This is a genomic window from Nocardia brasiliensis ATCC 700358 (assembly GCF_000250675.2).
In the GTDB taxonomy this organism is placed as follows: Bacteria; Actinomycetota; Actinomycetes; order Mycobacteriales; family Mycobacteriaceae; genus Nocardia; species Nocardia brasiliensis_B.
Map to the genome: position 1 here is coordinate 5241377 of NC_018681.1, position 15575 is coordinate 5256951.

At 67.2% G+C, this 15575-nt stretch carries 17 protein-coding genes and 1 pseudogene; 8 read left to right on the top strand and 10 right to left on the bottom strand.

Annotation, left to right across the window (positions count from 1 at the left end; genetic code table 11):
* The first annotated feature begins 71 nt into the window (after positions 1-71).
* The 3 genes from O3I_RS22980 to O3I_RS22990 are packed head-to-tail and all read left to right on the top strand — an operon-like array spanning position 72 to position 2445.
* Positions 72-608, top strand: coding sequence for a YbhB/YbcL family Raf kinase inhibitor-like protein (locus tag O3I_RS22980; RefSeq protein ID WP_014985378.1), 537 nt, complete (start codon positions 72-74; stop codon positions 606-608).
* Positions 605-1561, top strand: coding sequence for an MBL fold metallo-hydrolase (locus tag O3I_RS22985; RefSeq protein WP_014985379.1), 957 nt, complete (start codon positions 605-607; stop codon positions 1559-1561). The genes O3I_RS22980 and O3I_RS22985 overlap by 4 nt, the downstream gene beginning before the upstream one ends.
* Complete coding sequence (locus O3I_RS22990; protein ID WP_014985380.1) at positions 1558-2445, top strand: fumarylacetoacetate hydrolase family protein; 888 nt, start codon at positions 1558-1560, stop codon at positions 2443-2445. The genes O3I_RS22985 and O3I_RS22990 overlap by 4 nt, the downstream gene beginning before the upstream one ends.
* On the opposite strand, the gene O3I_RS22995 is transcribed toward O3I_RS22990, so the two are convergent.
* On the bottom strand, positions 2432-3235 hold the full coding sequence (locus O3I_RS22995) for an LLM class flavin-dependent oxidoreductase (RefSeq protein ID WP_014985381.1): 804 nt from the start codon (positions 3233-3235) through the stop codon (positions 2432-2434). The two genes, O3I_RS22990 and O3I_RS22995, sit on opposite strands and share 14 nt — an antisense overlap.
* Before the next feature lie 620 nt (positions 3236-3855).
* On the opposite strand from O3I_RS22995, the gene O3I_RS23000 reads away from it, so the two are divergent.
* Positions 3856-4314: an ATP-binding protein gene (locus O3I_RS23000; RefSeq protein WP_014985382.1), complete on the top strand. Its 459-nt coding sequence runs from the start codon at positions 3856-3858 to the stop codon at positions 4312-4314.
* On the opposite strand, the gene O3I_RS23005 is transcribed toward O3I_RS23000, so the two are convergent.
* Together O3I_RS23005 and O3I_RS23010 are read right to left on the bottom strand one after the other, a co-directional pair.
* Positions 4311-4763, bottom strand: a complete 453-nt coding sequence (locus O3I_RS23005) for an STAS domain-containing protein (RefSeq protein WP_014985383.1) — start codon at positions 4761-4763, stop codon at positions 4311-4313. The two genes, O3I_RS23000 and O3I_RS23005, sit on opposite strands and share 4 nt — an antisense overlap.
* A gap of 42 nt (positions 4764-4805) precedes the next feature.
* Entirely contained in the window at positions 4806-5546 is a 741-nt protein-coding gene (locus O3I_RS23010; RefSeq protein WP_014985384.1) for a TetR/AcrR family transcriptional regulator, read from the bottom strand.
* Between the two features lie 250 nt (positions 5547-5796).
* Here O3I_RS23010 and O3I_RS23015 point away from each other — a divergent pair.
* Positions 5797-6225 (top strand): annotated as a pseudogene (locus tag O3I_RS23015) (TetR/AcrR family transcriptional regulator C-terminal domain-containing protein); the annotation flags it as partial.
* An 8-nt stretch (positions 6226-6233) separates the two neighbouring features.
* Here O3I_RS23015 and O3I_RS23020 read toward each other — a convergent pair.
* The 7 genes from O3I_RS23020 to O3I_RS23050 form a co-directional block, all read right to left on the bottom strand.
* Positions 6234-7205 carry an alpha/beta fold hydrolase gene (locus O3I_RS23020; protein WP_014985386.1) on the bottom strand — a complete coding sequence of 324 codons (972 nt, stop codon included), beginning with the start codon at positions 7203-7205 and terminating at the stop codon, positions 6234-6236.
* A 277-nt stretch (positions 7206-7482) separates the two neighbouring features.
* Positions 7483-8421 (bottom strand): TIGR03619 family F420-dependent LLM class oxidoreductase, encoded by a 939-nt coding sequence (locus tag O3I_RS23025; protein WP_014985387.1) that lies wholly within the window; start codon positions 8419-8421, stop codon positions 7483-7485.
* A 78-nt stretch (positions 8422-8499) separates the two neighbouring features.
* Positions 8500-8829 (bottom strand): hypothetical protein, encoded by a 330-nt coding sequence (locus O3I_RS23030; protein WP_141692044.1) that lies wholly within the window; start codon positions 8827-8829, stop codon positions 8500-8502.
* A 148-nt stretch (positions 8830-8977) separates the two neighbouring features.
* Positions 8978-10060: a cobalamin B12-binding domain-containing protein gene (locus O3I_RS46095; RefSeq protein ID WP_014985389.1), complete on the bottom strand. Its 1083-nt coding sequence runs from the start codon at positions 10058-10060 to the stop codon at positions 8978-8980.
* A complete protein-coding gene (locus tag O3I_RS46100) occupies positions 10057-11718 on the bottom strand; it encodes a PP2C family protein-serine/threonine phosphatase (RefSeq protein ID WP_014985390.1) in 1662 nt (553 codons plus the stop codon). The genes O3I_RS46095 and O3I_RS46100 overlap by 4 nt, the downstream gene beginning before the upstream one ends.
* Before the next feature lie 46 nt (positions 11719-11764).
* Positions 11765-12211, bottom strand: a complete 447-nt coding sequence (locus tag O3I_RS23045) for an ATP-binding protein (protein ID WP_237748390.1) — start codon at positions 12209-12211, stop codon at positions 11765-11767.
* A gap of 44 nt (positions 12212-12255) precedes the next feature.
* Positions 12256-12621, bottom strand: coding sequence for an STAS domain-containing protein (locus O3I_RS23050; RefSeq protein ID WP_014985392.1), 366 nt, complete (start codon positions 12619-12621; stop codon positions 12256-12258).
* 412 nt (positions 12622-13033) lie between these two features.
* Here O3I_RS23050 and O3I_RS23055 point away from each other — a divergent pair, with 412 nt between their 5' ends.
* From O3I_RS23055 to O3I_RS23065, 3 genes are all read left to right on the top strand, one after another.
* The gene (locus tag O3I_RS23055) at positions 13034-13402 is read left to right on the top strand and encodes a hypothetical protein (protein ID WP_014985393.1); all 369 of its coding nucleotides are present in this window, start codon (positions 13034-13036) and stop codon (positions 13400-13402) included.
* Between the two features lie 213 nt (positions 13403-13615).
* On the top strand, positions 13616-14230 hold the full coding sequence (locus O3I_RS23060; RefSeq protein ID WP_014985394.1) for a GNAT family N-acetyltransferase: 615 nt from the start codon (positions 13616-13618) through the stop codon (positions 14228-14230).
* Between the two features lie 58 nt (positions 14231-14288).
* Complete coding sequence (locus tag O3I_RS23065) at positions 14289-15542, top strand: cytochrome P450 family protein (protein WP_014985395.1); 1254 nt, start codon at positions 14289-14291, stop codon at positions 15540-15542.
* The last annotated feature ends 33 nt before the right edge of the window (positions 15543-15575 follow it).

Genomic DNA, 15575 nt, shown 5'->3' on the forward strand with positions numbered 1-15575 from the left:
ATCATGGCTGGTGCTTCAGCCCCGGGTGCGGATCGTGTTCCCGCCCGTAGACGCTCTCCCAGGAAGACGCCATGAACAGCAACAACCCCTTCGCCCGCCTCCCCGAGGCCGCGGCTTTCACCGTCACCAGCACCACCGTCACCGACGGCGACGCGTGGTCGCCCGAGCAGTTCTCCGCCGGCGTGCCCGGCGGCAAGGACGTCTCCCCGCACCTGCGCTGGAGCGGTGCCCCGAGCGGTACGAAGAGCTACGCCGTGACGGTGTACGACCCCGACGCACCGACCGGTTCCGGCTTCTGGCACTGGGCCGTGGCCGATATCCCCGCCACCGTCACCGAACTCCCGGAGGGCGCGGGCGACAACACCGGTTCGGGCCTGCCCGAAGGTGCTTTCCAGTTGCCGAACGACGCCCGCGTCGCCCGCTTCCTCGGCGCCGCACCGCCTGCCGGACACGGCGTGCACCGGTACTTCGTCGTGGTGCACGCCCTCGATATCGAGACCATCGGCGTTCCCGCCGACGCCACCCCCGCCTACCTCGGCTTCACCATCGCGGGACATATCCTCGGTCGCGCGGTGTTGACCGCCACCGCCGAAACGGTCGCCGCATGACGACCGAACAGTGGCAGGTCGGCGATATCTCGATCACGAAAATCGAAGAGCTGCAAGGCTGGACGCCCGTCGATTTCCTGCTCGAGGTGTTTCCGGCCGCAACGCGGGCAGAGATAGCACGAATCGACTGGTTACGCCCGACCTATTTCGACGGCGACCGGATGAACGGCATGGTCCACTCGCTGCTGGTGCAAACGCCCACCCACAAGATCGTGGTCGACACCGGAATCGGTAACGGCAAGCAGCGCATCGCGCCCGCCTTCGATGATCTCGACACCGATTTCCTGGCGAGATTCGAACGGGTGTGGCCGCGCGAGGAAGTCGACGGGGTCCTCACGACCCATCTGCATATCGATCATGTCGGCTGGAACACGATCCGCGAGAACGACGATTGGCAGCCGACCTTTCCGAACGCCCGATATTTCTTCGTGCGTACGGAATACGAGCACTGGGCGGCCTTCGCGCAGGACCCGCACGCGCACGCGGCGTACTCCGAGTTCGGCCACAGCATGGTCGACGGTGCCGCCGTCTTCGCGGACTCCCTCGCCCCGATAGCAGACGCGGGACTGATCACCTGGGTCGAGCCCGGCCAGACCGTCGTTCCCGGCATCTCACTGCTCAGCACCGCGGGGCATACGCCGGGTCACGTGTCGGTCCTCATCGAGGACGGCGGCGAAAGTGCCGTCATCACCGGCGATTTGATGCATTGCCAGTTCCAGGTCGCGCGTCCGGACTGGTCGGTGGAGATGGACACCGACAGCACGGCCGCCGCCGACAGCAGGCGGAATTTCCTCGAACGGTTCGCCGACTCGCCGACCCTCGTGCTCGGAACGCATTTCGGCACACCTACCGGCGGTCACCTCGTCCGCGACGGCGACACCTACCGGTTGATCCCGGTACACGGCCGAGAGTTCCAGCCCGACAAGCTATCTCACGAAGGAAGCCACCCATGAAACTCATCGCCTTCGAATCGCCCACCGGACCTCGGATCGGCGAAATCCGCGGAGCGGCAGTGCGCGACCTCGGCCCGATCGACGACTACTATGCCGATCCCGAGGCTGCCGCGAGCACCGGCACCGAACCCGATCTTCTCCTCGCCGAACTGCGCTCGGTACCGCCTGTGCCGAAGACAGCCCGAATCTTCTGCGCCGGCATCAATTACCGCTGCCACGCGGAGGAAGCCGAGCGGGCGGGCGTCGCCGAGCCGGCGCTGCCGTTGATCTTCGGCCGCTGGCCGAGCACCCTGGTGGTCGACGGCGACCCCGTTCCGGTCCCGCCGAACGAGGAGGGTCTCGACTGGGAGGGCGAACTGGCGGTCGTGATCGGCCGAAGCACCTGGTGCGCAACCGAAGACAACGCGCTGGCATCGGTTCTCGGGTACACCGCCTTCAACGATCTGACCGCCCGCAGGAAGCAGACCGACACCATCCAATGGACGCTGGGCAAGAACGCCGACCGCAGCGGGCCGATCGGCCCGGTCCTGGTCACCGCCGACGAAATCGGCGACCCGCACCGGCTCGACATCAGCACCCGGGTGAACGGTGCACTCCGGCAGCACGCGAACACAGCCGAACTGCTGCACAGCATTCCGCGCTTGATCGCCTACATCAGCGACACCGTGACCCTGCTCCCCGGCGACGTGATCGCGACCGGAACGATGGCAGGCATCGGGATGGCCATGACCCCGCCGCAGTACCTGCGACCCGGTGACAACGTCGAAGTGGAGATCGAATCGATCGGCGTGCTCCGCACCCCCATCGTCGGGCCGGACGAATACCGCCCAGCGGAATCGGCCGCTGGGCAGGAACCTATCGGGGCCGGGTCTACCGTCCGCTGAGTTCGGCGACGACCGGGGCGAAGCGTTCGGCGAAGTCGGCGCCGAAGATGAAGTAGGAGAAGCCGTTTTCCTCGCGGCGGCGCTGGATTTCCTCGATGGCGGCGGCCGGGTCGTCCGGGAGCACGGTCAGGGCGTCGGCGGCGCGCAGGGCGGCGGGGTCGGTGGTCGGTGGCGCCATGTGGGGTGCCACGGCGTCGCCGATGACCGGCACGGCGAGCGCGAGTTCTACGTCCCCGCGGGAGCGCACATCGCCGGCGAGCCGCTCGACTTCGGCGCGCGACTGCGGGCCCAGTGCGAAAGTGACCGTGTCGGCGATCTCGGCGGCCATCGCCCGGGCCTTCGGACCGAGGACGGCCATCCCGACCGGGGTGTGCAGGCCGGGGCCGTCGAGTTCGCGCAGCGCCCGCACGGTCTCCCGGATCTGATCCAGTCGCTCGGTGGGCGGTACGACGGGCAGTCCCTTGTCGCGGAGCTCGTCCTCGATTCCCGGCCTGCCGGTGCCGATGCCCATCTCGAAACGACCTTCGGTCAGCACCGACAGCGAGTGCGCTTCCCAGGCGGTCAGCCACGGCGGCCGGAAAGGCGAGGCGTACACCCAGGGGCCCACCCGCAGATCGGTCAGGGCCGCAGCGGTCGCGAGCATGGCGGCGGGCGCGGGTTGGGTCAACGGGAAGTCGGGTACCAGCAGCGTCGAATAGCCGCTGTCGGCGATGCGGCGCACCCGATCTCGCCACGTCGGCACCTCGCTCATGAGCGGTGCCACAACCCCGAATCGAAACGGCTTCGTCATGCCAGGATTCCTTCTGTCGATCATGTCTTTCGGTACAGACGTAACGACGACCCGGCGGTCCGGGATTCATCGGTGCCGTCCGGCAGTACCGTGCCACATCGACAGGACCAGGTTCGGTAGTACCTGCACGCCGCGCAGGCGCTGAAGCGCGACCTCGACTTCGACGCGAGGCGCAAGCCCACGCGGACGAGCCCGAAGGCAATGCCCGAAGTGCCTGGCCTCCAGGCTATTTCGCCATCGACGGCCAATGGCGCGAGCGCGGCGTCGATTGCCCCATCCGAACCGGTTGCGCCGCAGCGGACCTCGCCGCGGCGCACGGCACCGTCAGCGCAGCAGACCCAAGGGTAGGACCACCGCCACGCTCAAACCCGAAGCCGCAATGGCCGAATAACCCACCCAGTGGATGAACGTGGCTGCCACCACCGGCAGGTACCGCACTGCCGGAGCATGAGGTGCCCTGTTGGTCGTCATAGCCACCGCCATACCCACTCGATCCGCGGCCATGCACCCCGATCCGAATTTTCGGTGTGCCGGAAAACGCGACAGCGCAGCGGGTTGCGCGCACACGAAGCGGGTATTGCGAGTGCTATCGCGAAAAGGACGGAGGTCGTACAGCCACGATGACTCGAGCCCGCCACTCACCATGTCCCCAGGATCCGCAGTACTCCACCGGCAGCGCGAGCACCAGCGCTCCGCCTGATCCGCTCGACCTCGACTTCCGTGCCGACGCGTCGCAATTGCCCGTCGTCCGGAACGCACTGCGGGATTGGCTGAACAGGTCGGCGATGACCGCGGACCAGCAGATGGATGTCGTGCTCGCGGTGGGTGAAGCGTGCACCAACGCCGTCGAACACGGGCATCGCGGCGATGGCGCGACCATCCGGCTGCGGGCGCTGATCGAGGGGAACGTCTTACGGGTCACCGTCCGCGACGCGGGGTGCTGGCGACCACCGGTGGACGACCCGGCATCGTTTCGCGGTCACGGCATCGCCATGATGCGAGCGCTGATGGATTCCGTGCGAGTGTGCCCGGGAGATTCGGGCACGGTCGTCGAGATGGACGTGCTGGTTCGCCGCTAGCCGGACTGTTCGGCTTGGGTGTGCCGGTCTTCGGATGGTTCGGCAGGCGTGGTGCGCAGCGCCGCACGGGCCTCGGCGACCGTCGGATACACGCTCAGCAGGTCGGTCAAGCCGGTCAGCTGCATCGGCCGCAACGTCGCGGGATGACTCGCGACCACGACCAGTCGCGTGCCACGCGGATTGGGCTGCGCGCCGGCCGCCAGCACGGTCAGTCCCGATGAGGCCATGAAGGTCACTTCCGACAGATCCACGATGAGAGCGTGCGGCGTGTCGGTGGTCTGCGCGTCGTCGATGGCGGTGGCCAACTTCGGCGCGGTCAGCACGTCGATCTCGCCGCCGACCCGCACGACGGCCACGCCGTCGAGCATTTCGCGCGCTGTGGTCAGCCAGGTCCCAGCGGGACGTGCAGTTCGTTCCGGCGGCGGGATCCCTGGCTCGTAGTCGGTCACGGGGTGAGTTTACATTGTATCCTCGCCCGTATCGGGCCCGCGTCAGTCGGTGGTGAGCGTGAGTTCGAGCCGGTCCAGCAGGGCTTCGAGGGCTTCCTCGAACTCGGCGGCGCTATGGTCCTGGGAAAGTTTGGGCTGCAGCCGGAACAGATGCGGGAACTCTGCCAGCGAACCGGCCGGCGAGCGCCCCGGATCAGTGCCCGGCATCGGCGCTCGCGCGGCGACCTCCAGCAACAGCTGCCCGAGCAGGAAGGTCGTGTACGAGCGGTATGCGCCGACAGCGGCGTCGTCATCGAAGCCGTAGGACAGCAAGGTATCGAGGAAAGTCTCCATCCACCGCAGGCTCCGCAATGGCGGACGCACCCACGGCGCCTCGGGTGGCCGAGTCGCGGTCAGCGGAAACAGTTCCGGATGATCCAGCGCGATCTGCCGTACCCCATGGGCGAGTCGCACCAGGAAATCCTGCCAGCCGTCCTCCTGCCTGCGGGCGGCGAGCTGGTCGGCGTGCAGGTCGTCGATGAGCAGGTCGACCATCCCGCTGAGCAAGTCCTCACGGCTGTGCACATATCGATACAGGGCCATCGCTTCGACCCCGCACGCCGCACCGAGCCGGCGCATGGTCAGCTTGTGCAACCCCTCCTGATCGACGAGCTCGATCGCCAACTCGAGGATCAGGCGGCGACTCAACGGTGCCCGCGATTCATCGCGCTCGCTCGACTCCGAGTCGCGAGAGTCCGGCACCGTCGCCAAATCCTCTACGCGATCGTCGTGATGTTCGTCCACCGGGACTTCCCCTCACTGCACGCGTTGAAGCAAGACCAACGGTCAGACTATTTCACCCTCCACCCACTACCCAACTGCGCAACGGCAACGACACCCGGCCCCGCGTCCATCCAGCTTCTGACCTGCACAGTTTACAAGGTAAACGCCGCCAGCTACATTGTGTCGAATGTGCGGTCATGGCTCCGTCGACGGGCGTGCCACCGAGACCGGCGATGTGATCGACAGGTGCCTGATCGACGCGTCATCGTCGGACAAGTGGCAGGACTTTCTGGTGCGGCTGGCACACGGGGTGCGTCAGGTCGCGTTGGACCATCCGGAGCTGTTCCCGCTCGCGGCGACGGCTCCGGCGCAGGCGCCGTGGGTGCGTCCCCCGCTGGGCAGCCTGCGGTGGATGGAAACGTTCCTGAACACGTTGCTGGCGTACGGCTTCGACGATGACGCCGCCGTCAACGCCTACCGCTCGTACACGACCTTCCTACTCGGGCAGCTGCTGCTACAGGTCGCCGCGCAGGGCCCGGCCGCGACCGAACTGCACCGGTCCCGCGACGACGGACTGAGCGGCTTCCCGAACCTGTTCCGCTTGCAGCCCAAGCTTTCCCAGGACCACAGTGCCGCCGAGTTCGACGACGCCCTCGAAGCCGTGCTGGACCGGATCGAACGGATGCGCGCCGCCCGCTGACGAGACCGTCACTCGGTGTCGCGGATGACCCGGGTTGCGGCATCGAGGATCTGGACGCCGTTGTCACCACTCATGGCGTTGAAGTGGTTGCCGTGCAGCGTATGCAGTTCCAGGTGCGGGGTGCGCTCGGCGAGACCGTCGATCAGGATCGGGGTCTCGAGGAAGTCGTCGTCCATCTGAAAGACCTGCAGGACAGGGACATCGATGTAGTCGTAGGCGGGCTGGGTGAGGTGCGGCCAATTGGCTTGGCGATAGCGTTGCAGGCCGTCGACATCGTCTCGCGGGTCGGTGGGCGGGAGTTGCGCCGAGGGATCGGTCATGGCCTGCGCGACGATGCCGAGTAGGGCCACCGGAATACCGGTGCGAACAGCCAGCTCCGGCAGTTCGGGGATCTGGATGCCGGCCAGGTAGCTGAGCGCCGCCATCTGCTGGGCCCACTGCCCGATGAGCTGCGGCTTCTCCTGGGGCACACGCCGTAATGCATTGCCCGCCAGATCAAGTGCCGGGAAACCGACCGAGGAGATGGACGCGATGCGGCCGGGATGGTCATTGGTGTATTGGCTCGCGATGAACGCGGGCCAGCCCTCACCGACGATGTGTACCGGCCGATGCGGCGCCACATGGTCGATGACCGCCCCGAAATCGGCCACCAGGTTTTCCATCGAGTAGGCGTGCGGGCCCGTCGGATGGTCGCTGGCGCCCGCACCACGCATATCCCACCGGATCACGTGCATGCCTCGTTCGGCGAGCGCGGCGGCCAGGGGCGCGGCGAGTTTGGAGTCACCCGGCCAGCCGCCGGTGGTGGCGACCACCGGACCGTCGGCGGGACCGTATTCGAAGTACCCGACTCGCACACCATCGTTGCTGACCGAACCGGGTTCACCGATCGGGAATTCGGCGGTCGGCTCGGCGAATGCCGTAGTGGCACAGACGGTACCGGCGACCATCGCCGCGGCGATCAGAGTGGCGAGGATACGCATCGACTGGACTCCTCTCGATCGGAATTCAGGACACCGCCACCCTAAGCTGCGCGACGGCCGAGCTGAGCAATTGCGGAAGAGCGATGATCACGCGATTTACTGCGAGCCAAGCATTTTCAGCCACCGCGCGAAGCTCGGCAGCAGTTCCTTCATCAGACGCGCGCGACAGCATTCAGCTAATGTGGAGATATTAGCTCCACTTAATTCCAAGTTAGTCCTGCTCGGACCCGTTCACGCTGTGACGCTGATCTCTCGAACCGACCCGCCGTACGAAGGCTCAGCGTCGGAGGCCGTGCGCGCGGGTGTCGATGATCTCGGCGGCGAGCTGTTCGATCGCATCCCAGGCGCGGTTGTCCTCGGCGACCGTGCGCGACTCGGGCGCGTTCGGCATGAACGGGTGGTGCACCGGGTCGAAGACCACCGCGGTGATCGCGCGGTCGGCCAGTCCGCGCAGGTCGGTGGCGATCTGATCGACCGAGCCCACGCCCAGCGGGCGGTCGGGTTCGGGCACGGGCTCGGCGTGAATGGCGAGCCGGATCCTGGGCGCGATGCCGGGTGGACGTTTGCCGCGCTCGGCGGCAATCGCATTCGCGGTGCGCATGCCACTGTCCAGGCTCGCCAGAGTGGGGAAGGTGGGGTGCCAAACGCCGTCGTGGTCCACGGCGCGACGGAGGGCGGGGGCCGCAGCGCCACCCACCCAGACGGGCGGACCACCGCGCTGCGCGGGCGACGGCGTCGCCAAGACGTCGTCGAAACTGACGAATTCGCCTGCGAAACCGGTGATTTCGCCGCGCCAGAGCTGGGTGATGACGTTCAGGTATTCGTCGGCGATGGCACCGCGACGGCGAAAGTCGACTCCCAGCGACCGGTATTCGAGTTCGGCGCCACCGACGCCGATACCGAAAACGACTCTGCCGCCGCTGAGTTGGTCGATCGTGGCGATGGCCCGAGCGGTGTGCAGCGGGTGCCGCAACGGCAGCACCGCGACCGACGTGCCCACCCTGATCGTTCGCGTGAGCGCGGCGAGATAGGTCAGTGCGGCGAAGCTTTCGTAGAAGTCCTCCGGATATGCCTGCCGCACATCGGCAGGTTGGGCCAGATGATCGGTGACCATCGCGAGATCGAAGCCGAGACGTTCACAACCCGAAGCCCATTCGGCCAGTCGTTCACCCGAGACCGCCGCACCGTAATTGGGGATGGAGACACCGAACTGCATTTCCGCCGCCTTCTGTCGATCAGCCACCAAGAATCGGATGCCACGGCCGGGCAGCGAACTGCCCGGCCGTCGGGTCGGTCAGGACGGGTGGATCCAGGAGCCGATCGGGGTCGGCGGCAGCGCGCGCACGACCGACATCACCGGGGGGCACCAGAACTGCGAGGACATGCAGACGAACGCGCCGGTCTTGTCGTAATTCCAGGCGTCGCCGTGCCAGGCCCAGGTCAGGCCGTCTTCCGAGGGGCTGAAGGGGCATTGGTCCGGCGCCTTGCCGTTGCACCCGTCCACACCCCAGGGGCCGACCGGATAGGCAGCCGCGGTCGGCGTCAGGGTCGCTCCCCCGGCCATCGACACCACGGGAACGGAGATGCCCGCCACGGCGGCGAGCAGCATTGCGGCACGTTTCATCAGAAATCCTCCTCGGTTCGTCAACCGTGATCGGCGATCACAACGCGAGCATCGCCTACCCGTGGGATTATGTTAGCAACTCTGTGGCTATTTTCACATCGGCTCCTCACTCCCGAGGAACCCGCGGGATCGACGGCATCCGCGAGGATCACACCCCGGCGGACGGCGCGGCTGCGATCATATCGTCGGCGCTCGCCGCACCGGCGGGCAACGCCGCACTGGCCTCGGCGAGCAGGCGCAGTGCGCGGGGAAAGTCCTGCAACGCACCGGTCAGCACGTCGAGGGTCGCCCGCAGTGACATCGCGGGAACACCACGAGCGGTGAGGATTTCGGCGGTCCACACGATGAAGTCGCGGAACAGGTCACTGTCGTCGGTGTACAGCCCGGCGGACAGGAAATCGACGATGTGCGCGATGTCCTCGACGGTGCGGTCCCGTTGCGGGCCGGTGTAGGACCGCATGGGCGGAAACCGGTTCTCCAGTTCGGCCACCGTCGCCCCGACCAATTGCGGTGCACTGCGGGCGACCATCGTGTACTCCTGGTCGGCCAGGTGCGCCAGCACGGCGGTCCCCCTGCCGGTACGCCGCAGCCCGCGAGCAAGGCGATCGGCCGCGGCGGGTGCGTCCGGCGCCCAGGCGTCCGCGCCGAGCAACCAGGCGTAGCGCCCATCCGGCCCGAACGCCGCCCCACCCACCAGCACCGGCACGCCGGTGGCCTGACAGGCGGTGATGGCGGCGTGCGCGGCGGGCAGCCGAGTCGGCAGCGACGAGGACAGCGCCACCGCCACCGGATTGTGCTGATGCAGGTGGGCGACCAAGTGGTGGGTGGGCACCTGCGCGCCGAGGAAATCCACCTGCCAGCCGCGCAGCCGCAGCACCTCGGCGACGAGCCGGGCGGGCAACGCGTGCCATTCGCCGTCGACGCAGGCGATCGTGACGCGACCCGCCACCGTCGTCGGCCTACTGGCCGGATGATGGGCTAGTGCGGCGATGACGCGATCATTGATCGCGGTGGCGGCGTGCTCCTGCGCGACGGTGATCCGGTTCGCCGCCCATTCGGTCCCGACGCGCAACTGGACCGGCGCGATCACCTCGAGCAGCACCTGCTCCGGGTTCAGTCCCGCGTCGACGGCCGCCAGCACGAGATCCGCGGCCGCGTACTCGTCTCGTCCGGAAACGGCGTCCCACAGGCGATCTCGCAGTTCGGCGACCGGCACAGCGTCCAGTGTCACGCGGCGCTCACACGGTCGCCGTCGGCGGCGCGGACGTGGCGCGGCGCCGTAATCGCGACGACCGCGATGTCGTCGTGCTGACGTTGGCCGACCCAGTGGGCCACGCGCATGCGAATGTGCTCGACGACGGCCTCGGCAGGCATCCCGGCACAGTCGGACAGGGCTGCCGCGAGCCGTTCCTCGCCGAACATGTCCGCGCCCAATGGGCCACCGCGCGCCTCGGTGACACCGTCGGTATAGAGCAGGCAGGTCTCCTCCGGCGCCAGCACCGTCGTCACCGTGGTCGCGCTGACCCGGGGCAGAACGCCGACCAATTGCCCTTGTGTCGCAACACTTTCCACCGTGCCGTCGCGTCGCACGAGCAGCGGGGGCAGGTGACCGCCACAGGTCAACCGCAGGCGCACACCGCCCTCGGCCCGCCGCATCGACGCCAGCACCAACGTCGCGAAACGGGTCGGCCCGGACGACAACAGCGCGCTGTTGAGCAGATTCAGCACGCGCTCGTGGTCCTCGGCCATGGAGACCAACGCGTGCAGGGTGTTGCGGATCTTGCCGGTGAGAATCGCCGCCTCCAGGCCCTTGCCGCATACGTCGCCCAGCACGACGAGCGCTTCGCCGTCGGATGTCACCGCCGGATGCACGTCGTAGAAATCCCCGCCGATGATCTCGTGGTTCTCCGCGGCCCGATAGCCGCCGGCCAGTTCGATACCGTCCATCCGATGTAGTCGCGGCGGTAGCAACTCGCGCATCAACGCACCGGTGATGCTCGCCTGCTCGGCATAGAGCCGGGCAGCGGACAACGCGCCGCCGGCCCGCGCGGCGAACAGCTGCGCGAACACCTCGTCCCGTTCGCTGAACGCCTGCTCGCCGGTGCGACGCAACAACACCAGCGCGCCCGCGGGCACCCCGTGGCCGGGCAGCGGGGTGATCACGACCGAGCCGACCGGTCCCGGAAAGCCCTCGGGCACAAGCCAGTTCGGCAACGTGGCCGCGTCGATCCAGCGGGACGGCACCGGCGGGAAGCCGCGCAGCGCCTCGCTGAGCCCCGCCACGGTGGCCGGATCCTGCTCGAGCGTGTGGTGGCTCACCCGATCGCCGGAACAGCAGTAGGTGATCGGCAGTCGAGCGCCGACGGCCGGGGCCACCAATACGGCGGCATCCGCGATATGGCGTGCCGCCATCCGCACCGTCGCTTCCCTACAGCGTTCGACGTTCAACGACGCCAGCAGCATGTCCGACGTCTCGGCGAGAAACGCGGTCCGCTCCCGTTCCTCGCGCAGCGCGGCGTGTGCCCGGCGCAACGATTGGGCGTCGTCTTCGACCAGCCACCACACCACCGACCGGTCGGACAGGGGCGTGGCGTGCGCTTCGACCGGTTCATCACCCAGCCGCCCCGACACCACCGCGCTCGCCGTGGCCGTCCCAGCGGACAGGGCGCTGTGCGCGTCCGACAACCAGTGCAGCGCAGTGTCCTCGAGCCGCGCACCCGTGGCGAGTGCGATGGGCAGGTCCTGCACGCCGGGACTGGTGGCCACGACGATCCCCGCAGGGTCGGCGATCAGTGCCGGATACGGCACCGTCGACAGTCGAGCGCGGTACTCGAGCGCGGGCAACGGATCCCCGACCGGATGCGCCACGTCGACCGACTCCTCCAGCAAATCTCCTCCAAAGACATGACGACGCGGCCGACCCGAACCGGTGGGATTACCGCAGGCCGGCTCGATCGAAACCTTCCTGATCGGTGTCGCGCGGGATGGGCGCGTCACCGAGCGGGGCCACGAATTCGACCGTGGTACCCGACTCGTCGGACGTCACACGGGTATCGGGCACCAGCGCGCGTATCATCGCGAGACCGCGGCCGCGGTCGGTCGTCCGGTCCGGCGGCCGGTCCAGCCAGTGCCCGGTATCCGACACGACGACCCGAATCACCGTGTCCGCGCCGGCCCGAAGCGAGATCGGCCCGCCGTCGCCGCCGTGGCCGTGCTCGATCGAGTTGGAACACGCCTCGTTCACCGCCAACAGCAAATCGTAGGCGAACTGCCGCTCCACACCGGCCTGTGCCAGCCACGACCGCAACGCCTCGCGCACCCGGCCCAGCTCCTCGGCCACCGCGCTGAACTCGAGCTGGAGTGACGGAACTCCCTGGTGCACACCGTCCAACGCTGACCTCGTCCGTTCGTTCGTGCCTCGTCCGCTCACCGATGATCGCTGATGTCACCGGTCGCGGTGATCGCGTCGTCGACGCGGTCGAATATCCGCAGCACAGTCGTCAACCCGGTGACTTCGACCAGCCGTCGCACGACCGGCGAGGCCACCACACGCAACTCCGCTGTCGCTTGCATGCCACGCAGCAGCACGTTCAATCCCGACGAGTCGAAAAATTTCACCGCGGACAGGTCGACGACCAGCGGTCGAGGTGCGCGGGCGACGGCCTGCTCCAGCGCCTCCGCCATCCGCGGCGCGGTGTAGATGTCGACTTCCCCGGCGACGACCACGACGATCGCCTCACCCTTGGCAACGATGTCGACCGCGAAACCGGGCAGTTGGTCCTTGTGACGCATTAGACGACCTTTCTGGCAGTACCGAGCACCGCGCCCTACCCCGCCGCACGCACGACTCACCTCGACCGGCGCAGACCCCCTCCGCGACCGTGGGCACAAGACGATGCGATGCACCGGACGCGACAGGGGCGAGTCCACCCGAGTCCGCCGTCAGGGCGCATGCGCGGCTGTGTTTTCAACCACGACGCAATATCCGAGTCTAGTCAACCGGTGGCGACCCAGCCCTCCCGGTCCCGAATCCCCCACCGGCGTTGCGGTGCGGGATCACCCGGGCAGCCGACGACGGCTTCGGTCGTCAATACGTGTGGTCCGATTGATGGATACAACAAGTCCGGCTCCGGAACTAACGTCGACAGATATCTAATTACTCTCTGCTACAAGGAGTTTCGTCATGTCAGCTAGAAAGCTATCGATGGCCGGGGCGCGCATGTTCGCAGTCGGATGCATGGCCGCTTTCGCGGTTGCCACAGCAAGTCCAGGCGTCACGTCGGCCGGCACTTTCAACAATGTCTGGGGTGCGTTCGACCCGGACGTGACCACAACCCTGACCTATCCGAACGGTCACCCCACGTTCACGCTGAATCTTTGGTCCGACCAGAACTGCGGTGGCACCCTGTGCAAGGCCACCTACTCGGTGTGGATGTACAACGCGAGCGGAGCCCTGGTCTGGAGTGCGGGATCGCAGAGCAACCGCTATTACTCCGTCGGCGGCAACGTCACCAAGGTGGTGATGACGCGGAACTGCGGATGCGCGGGCCACAACTACGCGCAGCGTCACTGAGCCGCATTCCACGATCCAGCGCGGTAGTCGATGAGGTCGTTGCCGGACTGCTCCTCCCCGCCTTACCGGGGTAATCCACGGCTGAAGGTTTGCGCCCAACAGCCGCGCTGAGTCGGTTCCACTTCGAGGACAACGGTCGAATAAGCGTATAACGTTGACCTGCTTCGGGTTTCACACACACCGGCATCGAATAGCAAGCAAGGAGGTACCGCCGTGTCGATCACGACCCGCACCGCCGCACCGGTCGACATCGGCGCCTGCGCACGTGTACTCGCGGAAGCTTTCGCCGAAGATCCAGTTATGGCTGCGATTTGGCCGGACCCTCGGAAACGACACCGCGCGCTCCCCCGCTACTTCGCCGCCTCCCTGCGCCACTTTCATGTGCCCGGTGGCGGCGTGCAGGTCGCCGCCGACCCGGACGGTCATCTCGGTGGTGTCGCGGTCTGGGATCCGCCAGGGAAATGGGATCAACCATTCGCACGCACCCTGCGCGCCATACCCGATCTCCTGCCGGCGCTGGGCCTCCGGACGCGCGCCGCGATCGCAGTCCGCGGCACACTGGACGCGCACCATCCCGCGATGCCACTGCACTGGTACCTGGCCAACCTCGGGACACCAGAAACCCACCGCGGGCACGGCTACGCCGCCCGGCTCGTCGATGACCGCCTCACGCAATCACCCGACACCGCCGCCTACCTCGTCTGCACCCGAGAGAAGAACGTCGGCTTCTACGAGCGATTCGGATTCGAGGTCACCGACACCTTCTGTCTACCCGTTGGTGACAGACCGATGATGTGGGCCATGACTTTTCAAGCGGACACGGGATAGCGCCCGGCCTTTCCGGCGGCCGAAGCGGACGTCGACCCGACGCTGATAGCGTCGGCGGATGGAGATCGAAACTACCACGGCGGCAGATGGATTGGCCGCCGACCCGGCCCGCCCTTTCGTGCTGTCCCCCGACTTCTACCGCGATCCGCAGAGTGCCTATGGCGCATTGCGCACCCGGGGGCCGGTCAACCGAGTGACGTTTCCCGACGGCAGTACCGGATGGCTCATCACCGGCCACGCCGAGGCGAAAGCGGCCTTCGGTCATCCGGGGATCAGCAAGCGGCTGGGCTCGGCGGGCGCCCGGGCAGCGCTCGAAGCGAACAAGGCCGGTCACCAGCTCCAGGCCGGCCCCTTCGAGCACATGCTCGTCTTCTACGATCCACCCGAGCACACACGCCTGCGCTCCCTGCTCACCAAAGCGTTCTCGACTCGTGCGGTGCGTGGCCTCGCTCCGCGCGTCACAGAAATCGCCGACACTCTGCTCACCGAAATCGCCGCCGCCGGCGAAGTCGTGGATCTGCTCGACCGCTACGCGGTACCGCTGTCGATGTCGGTGATCTGTGAGCTACTCGGTGTGCCCAACCCGGACCGAGCGAGGTTCCAGAGCTGGTCGACTGTCATTGTGTCCAGCGAGCACGCCGCTCGCGATCGGATGACGGCCGCAACAGAGTTCGTCGCCTACATAGATCACCTCATAGCTACACGCACCACCGAACCAGGGGCGGACCTGCTCTCCGAACTCATCGCAGCGGGTGCGGACGGCGAACGTCTCACGCCACGTGAACTGCGCAGTATGGTGCTCGTCCTGCTGGTGGCAGGCTTCGAGACCACCGCGAACCTCATCGGCAACGCGGTGGTCACCCTGTTGTCCGACAAGGACTCTCGCCAGCAACTGCGCGGTGACGCCACACGCATTCCAGCGTTCATCGAGGAGGTCCTCAGATTCAGGTCGCCGACCAGCGAAACCACGTTCCGCTACACGACGACACCAATCACGCTGGGCGGCATCGAGATAGCCGCCGGGGAGCTGATCGTCGTGTCGGTGGCAGGAGCGGGACGCGACCCTCGCCGGTTCGCTGATGCACACCTGTTCGACATCGATCGTCCCAACAACACCGAGCACCTCGCGTTCGGGCACGGGATCCATTTCTGCGTCGGCGCACCCCTGGCCCGCATGCAGGGCTGCATCGGACTGGAGCAGTTGCTGGCGCGCTACCCTGATCTGGCACTCTCGCCCACCGACGAACCCACTTGGCGCACAAGCTTCGCCATCCGGGGGTTGACCGCCTTACCTGTACGTCTGCGCCCATGATTGCCATGGATGAGCAAGCATGGGCGCCCGCAG